Consider the following 17,204-nt stretch of genomic DNA (forward strand, 5'->3'; position numbering starts at 1 on the left):
GGGGGTGTCCTCGTCGTGTGGGGTCGTGGGCCACGCCGTGGCGTCAGCCCTGAAGGTCGTCGTAGTCGCCGTCGCGGTAGCCCACGCGGATCTCGTCATCGATCTCGAGCAGCGGGCGCTTGAGCAGGGTGGGGTGGGCGAGCAGCAGTTCCCGGGCCCTGTTGGCATCCACCTCCTGCTTCTCCTCCTCGGGGAGGTTGCGCCAGGTGGTGCTGCGCTTGTTGAGTGCCTCCACCAGCGGGACGCGGTGGAGGATATGCTCGAGCAGCGGGGCCGAGAGGCCATCCTCGCGCAGGTCGTGGACCTGGTAGGGGATGCCCTTGCCGTCCAGCGCCTTGCGCGCCTTTCGGCAGGTGTCGCAGTTCTTGATCACGTACAGGGTCAGCATCACTGGCTCCTCTCGATGAAACGTCGGATGCGCCGTGCCGCTTCCACCGTGGCCTCGACCTCGGCGACCAGCGCCAGGCGCAGCCGCCCGGCGCCGGGGTTCACGCCGCCGGCGCCCACCCGGCCCATGTAGCTGCCCGGCAGCACGCTGACGTGCTCCTCGGCGTAGAGCGCCCGGGTGAAGGCCTCGTCGTCGCCGCCGGGCACCGCCGGCCAAAGGTAGAAGCTCGCCTCCGGCACGGGGAAGTCCATTACCGGGGCGAGGATCTCGGTGACCGCGGCGAACTTCTCGCGGTAGGCGTCGCGGTTGGCGCGCACGTGGGCCTCGTCGCTCCAGGCAGCGATCGAGGCGTGCTGCACCGGCAGGGCCATGGCGCAGCCGTGGTAGGTGCGATAGCGCCTGAAGGGGGCGATCAGCTCGGCGTCGCCGGCCACGAAGCCGGAGCGTAGCCCCGGCAGGTTGGAGCGCTTGGAGAGCGAATGGAACACCAGGCAGCGACGGTAGTCGTGGCGGCCGAGCGCCGCGCAAGCCTGAAGCAGCCCCGGTGGTGGGGTGGCCTCGTCCAGGTAGAGCTCCGAGTAGCACTCGTCCGAGGCGATGAGGAAGTCATGCTCGTCGGCCAGCGCGATCAGCTTCTCGAACTCGGCCAGGGGTGTCACCGCGCCGGTAGGGTTGCCCGGCGAGCAGAGGAAGACGATCTGCACCTCGCGCCAGGTCTCGGCGGGCACGGCGTCGAAGTCGGGGCGAAAGCCGTTCCCGGCGCTGCAGTCCAGGTAGAGGGGCTCGCCGCCGGCCAGCAGGGTGGCGCCCTCGTAGATCTGGTAGAAGGGGTTGGGTACCGCCACCCGCGCGGGGCGCGTGCGGTCCAGCGCCGCCTGGACGAAGGCGAAGATCGCCTCCCGGGTGCCGTTCACCGGCAGCACCTGGCGGTCGGGGTCGAGCCCCTCGAGGCCGAAGCGCCGGGTCGCCCAGCCGGCGATGGCGGCGCGCAGCTCGGGAAGCCCGGCGGTGGCCGGGTAGCGGGCGAACTCGGCCTGGTGGTCGACCAGGGTGGCCAGCGCGGCCGGGTAGGGGGCGTGCTGGGGCTCGCCGATGGTCAGCGGCACGTGGGCCAGCCCCTCGGGGGGCGTCACGCCGGCCTTGAGGGCGGCGAGCTTCTCGAAGGGGTAGGGCTTGAGGGCGTCGAGATCGGGGTTCATGGGTGTCCAGGCGCGCCTCGCCGGCCGTGGCCTCGGGCGTCGTTATGTGAGTCGTTGTCGAGCGACGTGGTCGGAAGGGGCTCGATTATAGGGAAGGCCGGGGAAGGCCTCAAACGCGAGCCCATGCAGGAGGGGCGCCGGGGACAGGTCGAAGAGGAGGTCCTACGCCAGGGATGGCGTCGGTAGCGTACAGGGAAGTATTCACAGCGCCTCCTCGCAGACCTGTCGACGGATCAGCCCCGAGTGCCTCACGTGGCTTATGACCTCAGCCGGAGACATCCAGCACCTCCACCAGCCGCTCGCGCAGGCGCGCCTGGCGATCGGGGTCGGTGAGGGGCCGGCCGGCCTTGTCGGTGATGAAGAAGACGTCCTCCACCTTCTCGCCGAGGGTGGCGATCTTGGCCGCGGAGAGGGCGATGTCCTGCTCCATGAAGATGCGCCCCACCCGGGCGAGCAGGCCGGGGCGGTCGGGGGCGATCAGCTCGAGCAGGGTGCGCTCGTTGGCCGGGTCCTGCTCGATGATGACCTCGGTGGGGACCTTGAAGTGGCGCAGCTGGCGCGGGGTGTGGCGGGTAACGATCTGGGGGTAGTCGTCCGGGTCGTCGAGCTCCTCCACCAGGTGGGCGTGGATCTCCTCGAGGCGGGCCGGGTCGCGGATCGCCTGGCCCTGGTCGTCCAGCACGATGAAGGTGTTGAGCGTCCAGTCGTTGCTGGAGGTGGCGATGCGGGCGTCGTGGATGGAGAGCCCGAGCTGGTCGAGGGCCGCGGCGGTGGCGGCGAAGAGGTCATCCACCGAGCGGGTGTGGATGAAGACCTTGGTGCCGCCCTCGGCCATGTCCTCGGCCGGTGCGCTGATCAGGATCAGCGGCAGCTGCGAATCGCCATGGGCGAGGATGCCTTGGGTCTGCCAGGCGATCTCGCTGGGCGCATACTGCAGGAAGTACTCCTCGCCGAGGGACTCCCACAGGCGTTCCACCCGCGCCATGTCGGCGCCGACCGCCGCCAGCAGCGACAGCGCCTCGCCGCGGGTCTCCTGCACCCAGTCGTCGCGCTCCAGGGGGTTCTCCAGGCCGCGGCGCAGGGCGCGCTTGGTCTCGCCGTGCAGCTGGCGCAGCAGCGAGGCGCGCCAGCCGTTCCACAGCGTCGGGTTGGTGGCGTTGATGTCGGCCACGGTCAGCACGTAGAGGTAGTCGAGGCGTGTCTCGTCGCCGACCAGGCGGGCGAAGTCGGCGATCACGTCGGGATCGGTGATGTCGCGCTTCTGGGCGATCATCGACATGGTCAGGTGGTGCTCCACCAGCCAGCTCACCAGGCGGGTATCGCGGGGCGAGAGGCCGTGGCGCTCGGCGAAGCCCTCCACGTCGCGGGCGCCGATCGTGGAGTGGTCGCCGCCGCGGCCCTTGCCGATGTCGTGGTAGAGCCCGGCGATCCACAACAGTTCCAGCTTGGGCAGCTGGTGGATCAGGTTGGCGGCCACCGGGAACTCGTCGCGGGCCTCGGGCTTGCGGAAGCCGTGGATGAACTTCAGCAGCCGCAGGGTATGGGCGTCCACCGTGTAGATATGGAAGAGGTCGTGCTGCATCAGGCCCACCGCGCGGCCGAACTCCGGCAGGTACTTGCCGAGCACCCCGTAGCGGTTCATGCGCCTGAGCTGGCGCGCCACGTTGCCGCCGGAGCGCAGCAGCGCCATGAACAGGCTCTGGTGGCGGACGTCGTCGCGATAGAGGTCGTCGATCAGGTGGCGATGGTCGCGGATCAGGCGGATGGTGTCGGCGCGTACCCCCTCGATCTCGGGGTGCTCGGCCATCAGCAGGAAGAGCTCGAGCAGCGCCGCAGGGCGGTCGCGGAACACGCTGCGCGAGCGAGCCTGGATGTAGCCGCCCTTGATCTCGAAGCGGTCGTTGATCGGCACCGTCTCCAGCGCCTCGCCGGCGTGGAGGATCGCCTCGTCGAAGTGCTGCAGCAGCATGTCGTTGAGGCCGGCCAGGGCCGTCACGTGGCGGTAGTAGCGCTTCATGAACTGCTCGACGGCCAGGCGCTCGGGAGTGTCGCGGAAGCCGAACAGCTCGGCGATGGTGCGCTGGTGGTCGAACAGCAGGCGATCCTCGGCCCGGCCGGTCAGCATGTGCAGGGCGTAGCGGACTTGCCACAGGAAGGCCTGACCCTGGCTGAGGATGCGCAGCTCGGGATCGTTCATGAAGCCGGTGGCGACTAGGTCCTCGTAGCGCTCGCTGCCGAAGTGGCGCTTGGCCACCCAGCCGATCATCTGGATGTCGCGCAGTCCCCCGGGGGAGCTCTTGATGTTGGGCTCCAGGTGGTACTCGGAGTTGTTGTGGCGGTGGTGGCGGCTGATCTGCTCCTGCCACTTGGCCTCGAAGAAGCGGTCGGCGGGCCACAGGCGGTCGGTGGCCAGGCGCGCCTGCATCGCCTCGCGCAGCCGTTCGGGGCCGGCGATGGTGCGGCTCTCCAGCAGGTTGGTGATCACCGTGACGTCCGCGGCGGCCTCGCGCTCGCAGTCGGCGAGCGACCTGACGCTGTGGCCGATCTCCAGGCCGATGTCCCACAGGAAGGTGATAAAGGCGGTCAGGGCTTCCCGGTAGGGTTCATCATCATCCCCCTCGAGCAGCAGCAGCAGGTCCACGTCCGAGTGGGGGTGAAGCTCGCCGCGACCGTAGCCGCCCACCGCCAGCAGCGCCACGCCGTTGTCGGGCCACTCGTGCTGCTCCCAGGCCACCGTCAGCAGCCGGTCGAGGCACCAGGCGCGGCCGTGGACCAGGTCGCGGATGTCGGCGCCGGCTCGGAAGCGCTCGTCGAGCCGGGACTGGATCTCGCGCAGGGCCGCCTTGAAGGGGGCGATGGGCGAGCGGCTGCCGGTCAGTTCGCCGCGGAAGCGGTCGACATCGAACAGCGACGCGTCCGGGGCGAAACGGTAGTGGTGGAGCAGCATGGCGCTCAGCGCTCGAGGAAGGAGAGGTCTTCGTCGCCCCTCGCGGTCAGTACCTCGACGCCGGTCTCGGTGACCAGCAGGGTGTGCTCCCACTGGGCCGACAGGCTCTTGTCGCGCGTCACCGCGGTCCAGCCGTCGCGCAGCACCTTGGTCTTGTAGCCGCCGACGTTGATCATCGGCTCGATGGTGAAGCACATGCCGGCGGCGAGCTCGATGTCCGCCTCGGGGGCATAGCCGTCGTAGTGGAGGATCTGCGGCTCCTCGTGGAAGGTGGCGCCGATGCCGTGGCCGCAGAAGTCGCGCACCACCGAGTAGCCGTTCTCCTCGGCGTGGGACTGGATGGCCCGGGCCAGCTCGGAGAGGCGGGCCCCGGGGCGGACCAGGGCGATGCTGCGGTAGAGACACTCCTGGGTGACCCGGCACAGGCGTTCGCCCTGGATGCTCTCGCCGATCACGAACATCACGCTCGAGTCGCCGTGGTAGCCGTCGGCGGTCTTCACGGTGATGTCGATGTTCATGATGTCGCCGTGCCTGAGCTTCTTGGCGTCATCGGGAATGCCGTGGCAGACCACGTGGTTGATGGAGGTGCAGATCGACTTGGGGAAGCCGTGGTAGTCGAGGGGGGCCGGGGTGGACCCCAGCTCGTCGACGATGTAGTCGTGGCAGAGCCGGTCGAGCCTGCCGGTGCTGACGCCGGCCGTAACATGGGGGGTGATCATCTCCAGCACGCTGGCGGCCTGACGGCCCGCCTCACGCATCTTCTCGATCTCGTCGGGCGTCTTGATGGGTACGTTCATGGAATCTCGGATTCTGGGGTGGGGTCGCCCAGGCGTCGACAGGCGTGGACAGGAGCGGGCGACTTCATCTCGGGGTCGATCCATGGTATAAAGCTGCGCGCCTTCCTGCAATCGCTGAACCCTCCGTGTCAGCCACGCCGGCCAGCCGAGCTGTCCCGCCGTGTCGGAGAGGGGCGACTGCAATGGCGCAACGCAAAGCAACGCCTTGAAAACACACATGCACCGGCACATGGTCCCGGGTGCTGTCGTGGTCATCTTTCGATGACCCGGCGGTCGGATCCATGGGGTGCGTGGAGGCCTAACCCGATTTTCCAGGAGTCATCCATGGCACACGTCAACATGCGTGACCTGCTGAAGGCAGGCGCTCACTTCGGTCACCAGACCAAGTACTGGAACCCGAAGATGAGCAAGTTCATCTTCGGCGCCCGCAACAAGATCCACATCATCAACCTCGAGCACACCCTGCCGGCCCTCAACGAGGCGATCGACGTGGTCGAGAAGATGGCGGCGGCCAACAACAAGATCATGTTCGTCGGCACCAAGCGCAGCGCGAGCAAGATCATCAAGGAAGAGGCCACCCGCGTCGGTCAGCCGTTCGTCAACCACCGCTGGCTGGGCGGCATGCTGACCAACTACAAGACCATCCGCGTCTCCATCAAGCGCCTCGGTGAGCTCGAGGCCATGCACCAGGACGGCACCTTCGAGAAGCTGACCAAGAAGGAAGTGCTGATGGCGACCCGCGAGCAGGCCAAGCTCGAGCGGTCCGTGGGTGGCATCAAGGAGATGGGTGGTCTGCCCGACGCGCTGTTCGTGATCGACGTCGACCACGAGCGCATCGCCATCAACGAGGCGAACAAGCTGGGCATCCCGGTCATCGGCGTGGTGGATACCAACTCCGACCCGGACGGCGTCGACTACGTGATCCCCGGCAACGATGACTCCATCCGCGCCATCCAGATCTACGTCAAGGCCATCGCCGACGCCTGTGCCCGTGCGAAGGAAGGTCGTCCCGACGAGTTCGTCGAGGTCACCGAAGAGACCCAGAGCGACGCCGCCGCCGAGTGATCGCGGCCCGTCCGGCCGGCGCCACGCTGGCCGCTGTTGCAGCGGTCGGCGCCACGGCAGCCGGTCGGACCAAAGGGGGCCGCGGCCCCCTTTCTTCTCCGAATTCGCCGGACTCTCCCAGCGAGGGTCCGGATCCCACTTCACGAGTCATTCAGAGGTGAACCCCATGGCAGCTATCAGCGCCTCCCAGGTCAAGGAACTTCGCGAGCGTACCGGGCTCGGCATGATGGAGTGCAAGAAGGCCCTCACCGAGGCCGGCGGTGACATCGACGTCGCCATCGAGAACCTGCGCAAGAGCTCCGGCCTCAAGGCCGCCAAGAAGGCCGGCCGCACCGCCGCCGAAGGCACCGTCGTCACTCGCGTGGCCGAGGACGGCAGCTACGGCGTGATGGTCGAGATCAACTCCGAGACCGACTTCGTCGCCCGCGACGACAACTTCAAGGCCTTCGCCGACAAGATCGCCGACGCCTTCTTCGCCGCCAAGAGCGAGGACGTGGCGGCCGTCATGGCCGGTGACCTCGAGGTGGCCCGCGAGCAGCTGGTCCAGAAGATTGGCGAGAACATCGGCGTGCGTCGCAGCGTCGTCGTCGAGGCCGCCGAGGGTGGCCTGGTGGGCGAGTACGTCCACGGCGGCCGCATCGGTGTGCTGACCGTGCTCAAGGGCGGCAACGCCGAGGTGGCCAAGGACGTCGCCATGCACGTCGCGGCCATCAACCCGGCCGTGGCCCGCCCCGAGGACATGCCCCAGGAGCAGCTGGACAAGGAGAAGGACATCATCCTCGCCCAGCCCGACATGGCCGGCAAGCCCGAGAACATCGCCGAGAAGATGGTCCAGGGCCGCCTGAAGAAGTACCTGGCCGAGAACAGCCTGACCGAGCAGCCCTTCGTCAAGAACCCGGACCAGTCCGTGGCCGAGTTCGTCAAGGCCGCCGGCGGCGAGGTCCTCGGCTTCACCCGCTTCGAGGTGGGCGAGGGCATCGAGAAGGAAGAGGTCGACTTCGCCAAGGAAGTGATGGAACAGGCCAAGCGTAGCTGAGGTCAGACGTTCCCGAAAAACGATGGCGTGCGCACCCGCGCACGCCTTCGCGTATCCGGCCGGTGCCTCCGGCCACCGCTGTGCCCACTGCTGACGCCCCAGGAGAGATGCCATGCCCACATCCGACCATGCCGATCTGCCGCTCGAGCGCCCCGCCAGGGCCGACAAGCCCCGCACGGAGAAGTCGAAGTACAAGCGGATCCTGCTCAAGCTCTCCGGCGAGGCGCTGACCGGCGATGCCGAGTTCGGCATCGACCCGAAGGTGCTGGATCGCCTGGCGCTGGAGATCGGCCAGCTGGTCGGCATCGGCGTCCAGGTCGGCATCGTGGTCGGCGGGGGCAACCTGTTCCGCGGGGCCGCCCTGCACGAGGCCGGCATGGATCGGGTCACCGGCGACCACATGGGCATGCTGGCCACGGTGATGAACGCCCTGGCCATGCGCGATGCCCTGGAGCGCTCCAACATTCGCTCGCGGGTGATGTCGGCGATTCCCATGAGTGGCGTGGTGGAGCACTATGACCGCCGGACGGCCATCCGCTACCTCACCTCCGGTGACGTGGTATTGTTCTCGGCCGGCACCGGCAACCCCTTCTTCACCACCGACTCGGCGGCCTGCCTGCGCGGCATCGAGATCGATGCCGACGTGGTGGTCAAGGCCACCAAGGTGGACGGGGTCTACGACAAGGACCCGGTCAAGCACAGCGACGCGGTCAAGTACGACCAGCTCAGCTATGACGATGCCCTGGACCAGAAGCTGGGCGTCATGGATTTGACCGCCATCTGCCTGGTGCGGGACCATGACATGCCGGTCCGCGTCTTCAACATGAACAAGCCGGGCGCCCTGCTCAACCTGGTGGTGGGCGGCGAGGAAGGCACGCTGATAGACAGAGGTTGATAACGTGATCAATGACATCAAGAAGGATGCGGAAGCCCGCATGAAGAAGAGCCTCGAGGCCCTTCATGGCAACTTCAACAAGATCCGTACCGGGCGCGCCCACTCCAGCATCCTGGACTCGGTGACCGTGGACTACTACGGCAGCCAGGTCCCGCTGAACCAGGTGGCGAACATCAACACCGAGGATGCGCGCACGCTCTCCGTGGTGCCCTGGGAGCAGAACATGGTGCCCAAGATCGAGAAGGCCATCATGACCTCGGACCTTGGCCTGAACCCCTCGACCGCCGGCAACAACATCCGCGTGCCGATGCCGATGCTCACCGAGGAGACGCGCAAGGGCTACATCAAGCAGGCCCGCGCCGAGGCCGAGCACGCCCGGGTGGCGGTGCGCAACGTGCGCCGCGACGCCAACGGCGACATCAAGGCACTGCTCAAGGAGAAGGAGATCACCGAGGACGAGCAGCACCAGGGCGAGGACGCGATCCAGAAGCTGACCGACAAGTACATTGCCGAGATCGACAAGGCGCTGGAATCCAAGGAACACGACCTGATGCAGGTCTGAGGATGGCGCGCCCCGCCGCATCGGCGGGGCATGCCCCGGCACACTCCCCCATGCGAGACACCATGACGTCACCGCAATCTCCTGACCCCGGCGCCACGGACGGCACCGCCGCCACCCCGGGGGGCGCGCTGCCACGCCACGTGGCGATCATCATGGATGGCAACAACCGCTGGGCGCGTGCCCGGGGGTTGTCGGGCGTGCGCGGCCACCATGCCGGCGTCGAGGCGGTGCGGGCCACCATCCGCCGTGCCGCCGAGCGCGGCATCGAGACCCTGACCCTGTTCGCCTTCTCCAGCGAGAACTGGAAGCGCCCCCGTGCCGAGGTGAGCGCGCTGATGGAGCTCTTCCTGCTGGCGCTCAAGCGGGAGGTGAACAAGCTCCACGCCAATGGCATCCGCCTCTCGGTGATCGGCGATACCTCGGCCTTCTCGGACTCGATCCAGAAGCATATCGCCCGGGCCGAGGAGAAGACCCGTCGCAACACCCGCCTGCACCTGGTGATCGCCGCCAACTACGGCGGGCAATGGGACATCGCCCGGGCCGCCCGGCGGCTGGCCGAGCGGGTCGCCGCGGGGGAGCTGGCGCCCTCGGCGATCGACGAGCAGGCCCTGGCGGGACAGCTCTGCCTGGCCGGCGTGGCCCCGGTTGACCTGTGCATCCGCACCAGCGGCGAGCAGCGCATCTCCAACTTCATCCTCTGGGAGCTGGCCTATGCCGAGCTCCACTTCACGCCACGGCTGTGGCCCGACTTCGATGCCGAGGCGTTCGACCAGGCGCTGGCCGACTTCCAGCGCCGGCAGCGCCGCTTCGGCATGACCGACGAACAGATCGAGGCGCAAGGTGCTTAGACAGCGGATTATCACCGCGGCCTGGCTGGCCCCGCTGATGCTGGCCGGCCTGTTCGGCCTGTCGGGGGGTGCCTTCGCGCTCTTCACTGCGGCCATCGTGCTGCTGGCCGGCTGGGAATGGACCAACCTGGCCGGCATCCGCCGGCGCGACCACCGCCTGCTGCTGGTGGGTGTGCTGGCCCTGACCATGCTCATGCTGTGGCTCAGCGGGGCGGCCCTGGCCGCCTGGCCGCTGTGGCTGGGGGCCATCGGCTGGCTGGCCAACCTCTACTGGGTGGTCCACTACCCGGCGCGGGGGCGCCAGTGGCAGTCGCCCTCCCGCCGCCTGGCCATGGGCCTTTGGGTGCTGCTGCCCGCCTGGGTGGGCCTCGTCGTGCTGCGCGACACCGGTGCCGTCTGGCTGCTCTTCGTGCTGCTGCTGGTGTGGTGTGCCGACATCGGTGCCTATTTCGCCGGCCGCGCCTTCGGCCGGCGCAAGCTGGCGCCGAGGGTGAGCCCCGGCAAGAGCTGGGAGGGCGTGGCCGGGGGGCTGGTCGCCACCGCCCTGCTGGCCGTGCTGTTCGCCACCTGGCAGGGGCTGGGGACGTCAGGCGGCCTGTTGCTGGTGCTGGCGACCCTGGTGGTGACCCTGGTTTCGGTGCTGGGCGACCTGCTCGAGAGCATGCTCAAGCGCTACCGCGGCATCAAGGATTCCAGCGCGCTGCTGCCCGGCCATGGCGGCGTGCTGGACCGCATCGACAGCCTGACCGCGGCGCTGCCGCTCTTCGCCCTGATCGCCCTCGGGGTGCTCTAGCATGGTCGCTTCCCGCGAGGCCCCGGCGCCCGCCTGCCAGGCCGTCACGGTGCTGGGGGCCACCGGTTCCATCGGCACCAGCACCCTGGACGTCATCGCCCGCCATCCCGAGCGCTACCGGGTCCACGCGCTGACCGCCCACCGTTCCCGCGAGGCGCTCCTCGCGCTGTGCCGCCGCCATCGGCCCGCGGTGGCGGTGCTCGACCGTGAGGCCGACGCGGCCTGGCTGCGCGAGCGGCTGGCCGAGGCCGGGCTGGCCACCGAGGTGGGGGCCGGGCCCGAGGCGCTGGTCGAGGTGGCCGAGGCCCCCGAGGTCGATGCGGTGATGGCGGCGATCGTCGGTGCCGCCGGGCTGCTGCCCACGCTCGCCGCGGTGCGGGCCGGCAAGCGGGTGATGCTGGCCAACAAGGAGGCCCTGGTGATGTCCGGGGCGCTGTTCATGGAAGCGGTGAAGCGCAGTGGCACGATCCTGCTGCCCATCGATTCCGAACACAATGCCATCTACCAGTGTCTACCCGTGGAGCATCGCGGCGGGCTTGGCCGCCACGGCGTGACCCGGCTGCTGCTGACCGCCTCCGGCGGCCCCTTCCGGGGCTGGAGCGCGGATCGGCTCGCCCGGGTGACGCCGGAGCAGGCCTGCGCCCACCCCAACTGGTCCATGGGCCGCAAGATCTCGGTGGACAGCGCCACCCTGATGAACAAGGGGCTGGAGCTGATCGAGGCGTGCTGGCTGTTCGATGCCCACCCCGACCAGGTGCAGGTGGTGGTTCACCCCCAGAGCGTGATTCACTCCATGGCGGCCTACAGCGACGGGTCGGTGATCGCCCAGCTGGGCAATCCCGACATGCGCACGCCCATCGCCTATGGCCTGGCCTGGCCCGAGCGCATCGCCGCGGGGGTCGAGCCCCTCGACCTCTTCCGGATCGCGCGGCTCGACTTCGAGGCGCCCGATGAGGTGGCCTTCCCCTGCCTGCGCCTGGCCAGGGAGGCCATGGCGGCGGGCGGCACGGCACCGGCGGTGCTGAACGCCGCCAACGAGGTGGCCGTGGAGGCCTTCCTTGCCGGCCAGCTCGGCTTCACCGGCATCGGCGACCTGGTGGAGCGAGTGCGTGACAGCCGGCCGGTGGAGGCCGCCGATGACCTCGAGACCATCCTGGAGGCCGATGCCCGGGCCCGCCACGCCGCCCGTGAGTGGCTGGCGCGGCGCTGAGGCGCCGACCCTTTCGTGCGAGACACCCAGAGGAGACAGACTTGGGCCTGATCCAGAACATCCTGGCCGTGATCGTGGTGCTCGGCCTGCTGATCACCTTCCATGAGTACGGCCACTTCTGGGTGGCGCGGCGCTGCGGCGTCAGGGTGCTGCGCTTCTCGGTGGGCTTCGGCAAGCCGATCTGGTCGCGCGTCGATCGCCATGGCACCGAATTCGCGGTGGCGGCCATTCCCCTCGGCGGCTACGTGAAGATGCTCGACGAGCGCGAGGCCCCGGTACCCGAGGACCAGCTCGACCAGGCCTTCAACCGCAAGAGCGTCTGGCAGCGCATCGCCATCGTCTCCGCCGGCCCCCTGGCCAACTTCCTGCTCGCCATCGTCGCCTACTGGGCGCTGTTCGTGGCCGGCACCACCACGGTGGCACCGGTGATCGGCAGCGTGGCGCCGGACTCGCCCGCCGAGCGTGGCGGGCTGCGCGCCGGTCAGGAGATTGTCGCCGTGCGGGGCGAGGCGGTGCGCGGCTGGGACGAGATCAACCTCAAGCTGGTGGCGGCCATCGGCATGAGCGGCGAGCTTTCCATCGATGCCCGTGCCGATGCCACCGCCGAGCCCCGCGCGTATCGCCTGCCGGTGGAGAACTGGCTGGTACGCCAGGACCCGCCCCAGCCGCTGCCGAGCCTGGGCGTGACCCCCTGGCGCCCGCCCTTCCCGGCGGTGCTGGGCCAGCTGGTGCCCGGCGAGGCGGCCGACGCCGCCGGCCTGCAGCCCGGCGACGAGGTCGTCGCGGTCGATGGCACGCCGGTGGACGACTGGATGCACTTCGTCGACATCGTGCGCGCCAGCCCCGGCGAGTCACTGGCCCTGGAGGTGCTGCGAGACGGGGAGCGACGGGACCTGGCGATCACCCCCGGACGCAACGAGCTGGAGGAGGGCGTGGCCGTCGGCTACATCGGTGCCGGGGTGGCCCCGGTGGAGTGGCCCGAGGAGTACCGCCGCGAGATCCGCTACGGCCCGGTGGCCGCGGTGGGTCAGGCCATGTCGCGCACCGGCGAGATGACCCTGCTGACCCTGGATGCCATCCGCAAGATGCTGGTGGGGTTGATCTCGCCCTCCAACCTCTCGGGGCCGATCACCATCGCCCAGATATCGGGCGACTCGGCCCGGGCGGGCCTGGAGAGCTTTGTCAGCTTCTTGGCCTACCTCTCGATCAGCCTCGGCGTGCTCAACCTGCTGCCGATCCCGGTGCTGGATGGCGGGCACCTGCTCTACTATTTCATGGAGGTGGTGCGCGGCCGGCCGGTCTCCGAGCAGGCCCAGGCGATCGGGCTGCGCATCGGCCTGGCGCTGGTGGGCACGCTGATGCTGATGGCGATCTATTTCGACCTGATGCGGCTGTGGTAGGCGCCCCTTCGCCTTGTCAGCGAGCCGCACAAGTGTATAAGGTGCCTGTCTGGACAGGTTTGGCAGATCAACGCGAGCGAATCGACTGCATGAGAATCAAGACCATCGGACTGGCGGCGCTGCTGCTCGTCGGGGCCGGGACGGCCCAGGCACAACCCTTCGAGGTGACAGACATTCGTGTGGAAGGCCTGCAGCGGGTCTCCGCGGCGTCCGTCTTCAATGCCTTTCCTGTCAGCGCCCGTGACCGGGTCGACGACCGCGAGCTGGCCGAGGCGACCCGCAGCCTCTTCGCCACCGGCCTGTTCGAGGACATCCAGCTGGCCCGCGACGGCGACGTGCTGATCATCCAGGTGGTGGAGCGTCCCACCATCAGTCGCCTCAACATCACCGGCAATCGCCAGATCGGTGACGACGAGCTGCGCCAGGGGCTTCAGCAGGCCGGCCTCGCCGAGGGGCAGGTGCTGCAACTCTCCACCCTGGACGAGATCCAGCGCGAGCTGGAGGGCGTCTACCAGGGCCAGGGCCGCTACAGCGCCACCATCGACACCAGCGTCGAGGAGGTCGGTGAGGGTCGGGTGCAGGTCAACATCGAGATCAACGAGGGGGCGGTGGCCCGCATCCGCCAGATCAATATCGTCGGCAACCGTGCCTTCGACGATGACACCCTGCGCGACGTCTTCGAGCTCAACGATCGCCCGGGGCGCATCTTCGGCTGGTTCTCCCGCGACGAGTACTCCCGCGAGGCCCTGGCCGGCGACCTGGAGCGCCTGCGCTCCTTCTACCTGGATCGCGGCTACGTCAACTTCAATGTCGAATCCACCCAGGTCTCGATCAGTCCCGACAAGTCGCAGATCTTCATCACCGTCAACGTCGACGAGGGGCGCCAGTACCGCATCGGCGACGTGCGCTTCGCCGGCGACCTGCAGATCGGCGAGCGGGAGGCCCGCGAGCTGCTGGCGGTGGAGCAGGGCGAGGTGTTCTCGCGCAGCGACGTCACCGCCTCCTCCGAGGCGCTGCGCTCGCGCCTGGGCGCCGAGGGCTTCGCCTTCGCCAGCGTCGACGGGATTCCCGAGATCGGCGCCGACGGTGAGACCGTGGACCTGATCTTCCAGGTCGACGCCGGCCGTCGGGCCTACGTACGGCGCATCGACTTCATCGGCAACACCACCACCCAGGACGAGGTGCTGCGCCGCGAGATGATCCAGCTCGAGGGGGCCCCGGCCTCCACCGAGTCGATCAGCCAGTCGCGCCAGCGCCTCGAGCGGCTCGGCTTCTTCCGCCAGGTCGATGTCGAGACCCAGCCGGTGGCCGGCGAGCCGGACAAGCTCGACGTCACCTATACCGTGGAGGAGCAGCCTTCCGGCTCGATCTCGGCCAGCGTCGGCTTCTCCCAGAGCGCCGGGGTGATCTACGGTGTGGGCCTCTCCCAGAACAACTTCCTGGGCACCGGCAACCGGGTGAACATCGGCGCCCAGCGCAGCGATACCTTCACCAGCGTCAACTTCGGCTTCACCGACCCCTACTGGACCCTGGACGGCGTCTCCCGCGGCTACAACCTCTACTACCGCGAAACCGACTACGAGGACTCCGACATCTCCACCTACTCCACCGACGCCTACGGCGCGGGGATCAACTTCGGCTACCCGATCAACGAGATCACCCGTCTCAACTTCGGCACCGCGGTGGAGGACCTGACGGTCAAGACCTACAACGATACCGCCCAGGAGATCATCCAGTACGTCGACGAGCAGGGGGCCGATGCCCAGGCCCTGAAGCTGACCGCCAGCTGGACCCGCAACAACCTCAACCGCGGCATCATGCCCACCGCCGGCAACTACCAGCGCCTGTCGCTGGAGACCGCGGTCCCGGGCAGCGACGCCGAGTACTACAAGCTGCGCGGCCAGGCCCGCCAGCTCTTCCCGCTCAACGACAATCACGACTGGGCGCTGAAGTTCAGCGGTGAGCTGGGCTACGCCGACGTGGTCGGCAACGATCCCTACCCGTTCTACGAGAACTTCTACGCCGGCGGCCTCGGGTCGGTGCGCGGCTTCACTGCCAACACCCTGGGGCAGCGCACCACTCCCCCGGCCGAGGGAGGGCGTGACCGCACCCTGGGCGGCAACGTGCTGGTGCAGGGCAGCGCCGAGCTGCTCTTCCCGCTGCCGTTCATCGAGGATCGCCGCTCCCTGCAGACCTCGCTGTTCCTGGATGCGGGCAACACCTTCCTCACCGACTGCTATGACGTGCCCGAGGGCGCCACCTCCAACTGCAGCTCTGGCGTCGACCTGGGCGACCTGCGCTACAGCGTGGGCATAGGCCTCTCCTGGCTGACCCCGGTGGGGCCGCTGACCTTCAGCATCGCCGAGCCGCTCAACGACGAGAGCGGTGACGACACCCAGTTCTTCCAGTTCTCCCTCGGCCAGACCTTCTGATCCCGCCACGACGACAAGACGGCCGCCGCCCGCGGCGGCCCGCCAAGGAGCCCACCATGCGTAGATTGACCGCCCTCCTGAGCCTGGTTCTGCTGGCCGTCCTGGCGCTGCCCGCCCAGGCCGATGACGTGGCCATGCTCGACTGGCGCCGTGCGCTGCTGGAGACCGATGCCGCCCAGCGCTCCATGAGCGAGCTGGAAGGCCAGGTCGGCAGCCAGCAGCAACAGGCCCAGGCCCTGGAGCAGGAGCTTTCCCAGCTCCAGCAGCGTGCCGACAGCCTCTCGGACAGCGAGCGCCAGGAGGCCAACCGAAAGGTCACCGAGCTTAACCGCCTGGCCGGCGAGATCATGCAGGCCCAGCAGCGCTCCGAGCAGCAGTTCCTGCAGCGCGCCGAGCCGCACCTGGATCGGGCCGTGGAGCAGCTGATCACCCGCCACAGCGTGAAGGTGCTGGTGGAGCCCCAGGGCGTGCTGCACTCCGAACAGCAGCTTCAGGACCTCACCAGCGAGCTGACCCAGATCCTCAACACCATGCTGTGAGGACCCGGGACTCATGACGCGATCCGACTCTCCGACCTACCTCCTGGGGGAACTCGCCGAGCGCATCGGCGCCCGGCTCATCGGCGATGCCGACCGCCGGGTGCGGGGCCTGGCCACCCTCAGGGACGCGGGCCCGGACCAGGTGGCCTTCCTGGCCAACCGCGCCTACCTCAAGGACCTGCCGGCTACCCGTGCCGCCGCCGTGCTGCTGCACCCCCAGCACGGCGAGGCCTGTCCGGTGGCTCGCCTGGAGCTCGACAACCCCTACCTGGGCTACGCGGCGCTGTCGCGGCTCTTCGACCCCCTGGCGAGCCGCGCGCCCGGCGGCGTGCACCCCTCGGCGGTGGTCGATCCCTCCGCCACCCTGGGGGCGCGGGTGGAAGTGGGAGCCAACGCCGTGATCGAGGCCGGCGTCAGCCTGGGCGACGACGTGGTGATCGGCCCGGGCTCGGTGGTCGGCTCGGATACGGCCATCGGTGCCGGCACGCGTCTTCACGCCAACGTCACCGTCTGCCACGGGGTGATCATCGGCCAGCGGGTCATCCTGCACAGCGGCTGCGTGATCGGCGGCGACGGTTTCGGCTTCGCCCACGACGGCGCGCGCTGGCACAAGATCGCCCAGCTCGGCGGGGTGGTGCTGGGCGATGACGTCGAGGTGGGCAGCTGCTCCAGCATCGACCGCGGGGCCCTCGGTGATACCCTGATCGGCAGCGACGTCAAGATCGACAGCCAGGTGCAGATCGCCCATAACGTGCAGATCGGCGACCACAGCGCGCTCGCCGGCTGCGTGGGCATCGCCGGCTCCACGAAGGTGGGCAGGCACTGCATGCTGGGCGGCGGGGTCGGCCTCTCCGGCCACCTGACGATCTGCGACGGGGTCCAGGTCACCGGCATGAGCCTGGTCACCAACTCGATCCACGAGCCGGGTGTCTACTCCTCCGGCACGGGGGCGATGAAGAACACCCAGTGGCGCAAGAATGCGGTACGCTTCAAGCAGCTCGACGACATCGCGAAACGGCTGTCACGACTCGAGAAGGGAAGCGACGGTTGAGGGCGCCGCGGGGGGCGCTATAATCCCCCGCCTGCCCGACGG

General features: G+C 68.8%; 15 protein-coding genes. 11 read left to right on the forward strand and 4 right to left on the reverse strand.

The genetic code is table 11. The annotated features are described in order from the left end of the window. Nucleotides 1–43 precede the first annotated feature (43 nt). The 4 genes from NFC98_RS02200 to map form a co-directional block, all read right to left on the reverse strand. The gene (locus NFC98_RS02200) at nt 44–388 is read right to left on the reverse strand and encodes a Spx/MgsR family RNA polymerase-binding regulatory protein (RefSeq protein ID WP_254276550.1); all 345 of its coding nucleotides are present in this window, start codon (nt 386–388) and stop codon (nt 44–46) included. Beyond that, nucleotides 388–1,587, reverse strand: a complete 1,200-nt coding sequence (gene dapC, locus NFC98_RS02205) for a succinyldiaminopimelate transaminase (RefSeq protein WP_254276551.1) — start codon at nt 1,585–1,587, stop codon at nt 388–390. The genes NFC98_RS02200 and dapC overlap by 1 nt, the downstream gene beginning before the upstream one ends. Before the next feature lie 265 nt (nt 1,588–1,852). Continuing rightward, the gene (locus NFC98_RS02210) at nt 1,853–4,534 is read right to left on the reverse strand and encodes a [protein-PII] uridylyltransferase (RefSeq protein ID WP_254276552.1); all 2,682 of its coding nucleotides are present in this window, start codon (nt 4,532–4,534) and stop codon (nt 1,853–1,855) included. A 5-nt stretch (nt 4,535–4,539) separates the two neighbouring features. After that, a complete protein-coding gene (map, locus tag NFC98_RS02215; RefSeq protein ID WP_254276553.1) occupies nt 4,540–5,331 on the reverse strand; it encodes a type I methionyl aminopeptidase in 792 nt (263 codons plus the stop codon). A 324-nt stretch (nt 5,332–5,655) separates the two neighbouring features. On the opposite strand from map, the gene rpsB reads away from it, so the two are divergent. The 11 genes from rpsB (at nt 5,656) to lpxD (ending at nt 17,162) form a co-directional block, all read left to right on the forward strand. Continuing rightward, the gene (gene rpsB / locus NFC98_RS02220) at nt 5,656–6,396 is read left to right on the forward strand and encodes a 30S ribosomal protein S2 (protein WP_183330712.1); all 741 of its coding nucleotides are present in this window, start codon (nt 5,656–5,658) and stop codon (nt 6,394–6,396) included. A gap of 166 nt (nt 6,397–6,562) precedes the next feature. Beyond that, nucleotides 6,563–7,432 (forward strand): translation elongation factor Ts, encoded by an 870-nt coding sequence (gene tsf, locus NFC98_RS02225; protein WP_254276554.1) that lies wholly within the window; start codon nt 6,563–6,565, stop codon nt 7,430–7,432. A 112-nt stretch (nt 7,433–7,544) separates the two neighbouring features. Further along, on the forward strand, nt 7,545–8,327 hold the full coding sequence (gene pyrH / locus NFC98_RS02230) for a UMP kinase (RefSeq protein ID WP_246385923.1): 783 nt from the start codon (nt 7,545–7,547) through the stop codon (nt 8,325–8,327). A gap of 4 nt (nt 8,328–8,331) precedes the next feature. Beyond that, on the forward strand, nt 8,332–8,889 hold the full coding sequence (gene frr / locus NFC98_RS02235; RefSeq protein WP_183330714.1) for a ribosome recycling factor: 558 nt from the start codon (nt 8,332–8,334) through the stop codon (nt 8,887–8,889). 62 nt (nt 8,890–8,951) lie between these two features. Continuing rightward, entirely contained in the window at nt 8,952–9,737 is a 786-nt protein-coding gene (uppS, locus tag NFC98_RS02240; RefSeq protein WP_254276555.1) for a polyprenyl diphosphate synthase, read from the forward strand. Further along, the gene (locus NFC98_RS02245; RefSeq protein WP_254276556.1) at nt 9,730–10,530 is read left to right on the forward strand and encodes a phosphatidate cytidylyltransferase; all 801 of its coding nucleotides are present in this window, start codon (nt 9,730–9,732) and stop codon (nt 10,528–10,530) included. Before uppS ends, NFC98_RS02245 begins: the two co-directional genes overlap by 8 nt. A gap of 1 nt (nt 10,531) precedes the next feature. Continuing rightward, nucleotides 10,532–11,740 (forward strand): 1-deoxy-D-xylulose-5-phosphate reductoisomerase, encoded by a 1,209-nt coding sequence (gene ispC, locus NFC98_RS02250; protein WP_254276557.1) that lies wholly within the window; start codon nt 10,532–10,534, stop codon nt 11,738–11,740. Between the two features lie 41 nt (nt 11,741–11,781). Beyond that, the gene (gene rseP, locus NFC98_RS02255) at nt 11,782–13,140 is read left to right on the forward strand and encodes an RIP metalloprotease RseP (RefSeq protein ID WP_254276558.1); all 1,359 of its coding nucleotides are present in this window, start codon (nt 11,782–11,784) and stop codon (nt 13,138–13,140) included. An 89-nt stretch (nt 13,141–13,229) separates the two neighbouring features. After that, nucleotides 13,230–15,572 (forward strand): outer membrane protein assembly factor BamA, encoded by a 2,343-nt coding sequence (bamA, locus tag NFC98_RS02260; protein ID WP_254276559.1) that lies wholly within the window; start codon nt 13,230–13,232, stop codon nt 15,570–15,572. Nucleotides 15,573–15,628: 56 nt separating this feature from the next. Then, nucleotides 15,629–16,111 (forward strand): OmpH family outer membrane protein, encoded by a 483-nt coding sequence (locus tag NFC98_RS02265; RefSeq protein WP_254276560.1) that lies wholly within the window; start codon nt 15,629–15,631, stop codon nt 16,109–16,111. Nucleotides 16,112–16,124: 13 nt separating this feature from the next. Further along, a complete protein-coding gene (lpxD, locus tag NFC98_RS02270; RefSeq protein WP_254276561.1) occupies nt 16,125–17,162 on the forward strand; it encodes a UDP-3-O-(3-hydroxymyristoyl)glucosamine N-acyltransferase in 1,038 nt (345 codons plus the stop codon). Nucleotides 17,163–17,204 lie beyond the last annotated feature (42 nt).

The organism is Halomonas sp. 3H (assembly GCF_024206005.1).
Taxonomy (GTDB): Bacteria; Pseudomonadota; Gammaproteobacteria; order Pseudomonadales; family Halomonadaceae; genus Halomonas; species Halomonas campaniensis.

Bases quoted from the DNA above. Each gene is read 5' to 3' on its own strand.
- NFC98_RS02200 (WP_254276550.1), bottom strand. From the start codon at position 388: ATGCTGACCCTGTACGTGATCAAGAACTGCGACACCTGCCGAAAGGCG.
- dapC (WP_254276551.1), bottom strand. From the start codon at position 1,587: ATGAACCCCGATCTCGACGCCCTCAAGCCCTACCCCTTCGAGAAGCTC.
- NFC98_RS02210 (WP_254276552.1), bottom strand. From the start codon at position 4,534: ATGCTGCTCCACCACTACCGTTTCGCCCCGGACGCGTCGCTGTTCGAT.
- map (WP_254276553.1), bottom strand. From the start codon at position 5,331: ATGAACGTACCCATCAAGACGCCCGACGAGATCGAGAAGATGCGTGAG.
- rpsB (WP_183330712.1), top strand. From the start codon at position 5,656: ATGGCACACGTCAACATGCGTGACCTGCTGAAGGCAGGCGCTCACTTC.
- tsf (WP_254276554.1), top strand. From the start codon at position 6,563: ATGGCAGCTATCAGCGCCTCCCAGGTCAAGGAACTTCGCGAGCGTACC.
- pyrH (WP_246385923.1), top strand. From the start codon at position 7,545: ATGCCCACATCCGACCATGCCGATCTGCCGCTCGAGCGCCCCGCCAGG.
- uppS (WP_254276555.1), top strand. From the start codon at position 8,952: ATGACGTCACCGCAATCTCCTGACCCCGGCGCCACGGACGGCACCGCC.
- ispC (WP_254276557.1), top strand. From the start codon at position 10,532: ATGGTCGCTTCCCGCGAGGCCCCGGCGCCCGCCTGCCAGGCCGTCACG.
- bamA (WP_254276559.1), top strand. From the start codon at position 13,230: ATGAGAATCAAGACCATCGGACTGGCGGCGCTGCTGCTCGTCGGGGCC.
- NFC98_RS02265 (WP_254276560.1), top strand. From the start codon at position 15,629: ATGCGTAGATTGACCGCCCTCCTGAGCCTGGTTCTGCTGGCCGTCCTG.
- lpxD (WP_254276561.1), top strand. From the start codon at position 16,125: ATGACGCGATCCGACTCTCCGACCTACCTCCTGGGGGAACTCGCCGAG.